This is a genomic window from Neisseria sp. P0022.S010 (assembly GCF_051956635.1).
In genome coordinates this window covers 1-2,197 of the sequence record NZ_JBQCXF010000486.1, presented here as the reverse complement: position 1 = coordinate 2,197, position 2,197 = coordinate 1, and the positions used below count along the sequence as shown (strand labels likewise).

The window sequence follows — 2,197 nt, the reverse complement described above, 5'->3', positions numbered from 1 at the left end:
TGTCTTCTTTTTGGGCAACGGTGGACATGAGCAGGTGGTTTTCAACCAGCCATGCGAGGAGGTGGCTTTCTTCTTCGGTGTAGTAGTGGTTGGCGGCGAATTGTTGTGCGTCTTTGATGCCTTCTTTGGCGTGATCGCCGCCACGGCCTTTGGCGATGTCGTGCAGCAGGGCGGCGGTGTAGAGGACATGCGGTCTTGGGTAGGCCTGCATGATGGCGCTGGCCTCGGGCATTTCGTGACTGTGGGTTTCGATGGCGAGACGGCGCATATTGCGGACGACGGTCAGGATGTGGTCGTCTACGGGGTAAATATGGAAGAGGTCGTGTTGGAGCAGGCCGGTGATTTTTTCCCATGCGGGGAGATAGCGGCCAAGTACGCCGTAGAGGTTGAGAAAACGGAGGGTTTGGGTAAGGCCGGTGCCGTGTTTGAAGAATTGGATAAAGCGGCGGCGGTTTTCTGGATTTTGGGTGAAACGGGCGTTGATTTTTCGTGTGGATGCCCACCATGCACGCAGGGTTTGCGGTTCGATGGTGGTGATGTTTTGCTCCTGCATGGTTTGAATGATGGTGAAGATGTGTTCGGGATTTTGCTCGAACAGGGCAAGGTCGTTGGCGGCGATTTGGTGGCCGATGCGTTTGTAGCGGCTGTCGATGGGGTGGATATGTTGGGGACGGCTGGAGGTTTGATGGTTTTTGAGAACCGGAATGAGGATGCCGTTGAGTTGTTTGATGGCTTTGGTGGCGCGGTAGAAGGTATGCATCAGGGCTTCGCTTCTGCCGCGGATGTCGGGTTGGGTATAGCCTAAGCTTTCGGCAACTTGGGACTGGTAGTCGAAAAGCAGTCTGTCTTCAGGGCGGTCGGCGGTAAGGTGGAGGTGGATGCGGATGTTGGCGAGACGGCGGTAGCCATGGGCCAGCATGCCGGCTTCGGTGCGCGTGAGGACGCCGGCGGTAACGAGGGCGGTGGGGTTGCTGTCTATGCCTTGTGCTTTGGCTGTCCAAATCAGGGTGTGGATGTCGCGCAGGCCGCCGGGGCAGGTTTTGATGTTGGGTTCGAGTTGTGCGCCTGTGCCTTGGGATTTGGTATGGCGTTGCTCCATTTCGAGGAGTTTGGCTTCGATAAAGGCGGCTGTGTCGCGGCGTGTGTTGAGTTTGTTTAGAAGTTGGGCGGTAAGATTGGCATTGCCTTGTAGGTGGCGTGCTTCTAGAAAGGCGGTTTCGCCGGTAATGTCGTTTTGGGTACTTTGGAGGATTTCTTCTATGCTGCCGCTTTTGATGGCGGGATTGAGGCGTGCGTCCCAAAGGGTTTGGATAAATTGGGCGGTTTGCTGTTGCAGGCCGTCTGAAAAAGGAGTGGAGGAAATAATTGCTAAGTCCCAGTCGGAATGGGGATAGAGTTCGCAGCGCCCAAAGCCGCCGATGGCAATGAGACTGATGTCGTTGCTGTCGGGGAAGTGGATTTGCCAGAGGCTTTGCAGCAGGGTTTCGGCAGCGGCGATATGGTCGCGGAAATAAACGGTAGGGCGGTTGTTTTGGCGGTAGGCAGTTTCTGCTGCGGCTTTTTGCTGCTGGTAGGTTTGGATGGCTTGTTGGGCGGCGGTCATGATGGTATCTGGCTGTGAATTAGGCTTGGGTATCGGCAGGCTCGGTCATTTGACGGAGCATTTCTTGCGGCGGAAGGAGGAGTTTGTAAGGAGCAATTTTAAGCGCGGATGCGATTTTTTCGATGTTGGAAAGGGCGATGTTCCAGCGTTTGCGCTCAACGGCGGAAACGTAGGTACGGTCAAGTCCGCATTGGCGCGCCAGTTCTTCTTGCGACCAACCGTGATTAACGCGGTAGAGGCGCATGTTGTAAGCGATAACGGCACGTAGGTCTTGCGGATCGGGCAGGCTTGGAGGGGGAGTGAGTTTATTGACCATGGTATTTGGAGTTTGTGGTTTGAACGATAAGGGGATTTTATACTATTTTTGTGAGGGGAAAGGAAAGGCCGTCTGAAAGTTTTCAGACGGCCTTAAAGGGGGGGTAGGTATAAAAAAAAGGGGGTGGCTTTCGGCCACACCCAAACACACACACATCAAGAGGAAAGAAAAATCATTTAATAAGAGAGCTGGCTCTTATAGAGGAAAACTGGATGATTCGGGCTTGATCCTGAAGTATTGAAAGGCATTATAAATGAAAATAGGGTTGGGGTATTGAT

2 protein-coding genes are annotated in these 2,197 nt (G+C 53.7%); both read right to left on the bottom strand.

The window, feature by feature from the left end; translation table 11 throughout:
- Positions 1–1,603: HD domain-containing protein (locus ACTHUT_RS18435; RefSeq protein ID WP_440419346.1), on the bottom strand; the 1,603-nt coding region annotated here is incomplete at its 3' end.
- A gap of 19 nt (positions 1,604–1,622) precedes the next feature.
- A complete protein-coding gene (locus ACTHUT_RS18430) occupies positions 1,623–1,919 on the bottom strand; it encodes a helix-turn-helix domain-containing protein (protein ID WP_003680870.1) in 297 nt (98 codons plus the stop codon).
- Positions 1,920–2,197 lie beyond the last annotated feature (278 nt).

Coding starts and splice junctions, on each gene's coding strand:
- ACTHUT_RS18430 (WP_003680870.1), bottom strand. CDS start 1,919: ATGGTCAATAAACTCACTCCCCCTCCAAGCCTGCCCGATCCGCAAGAC.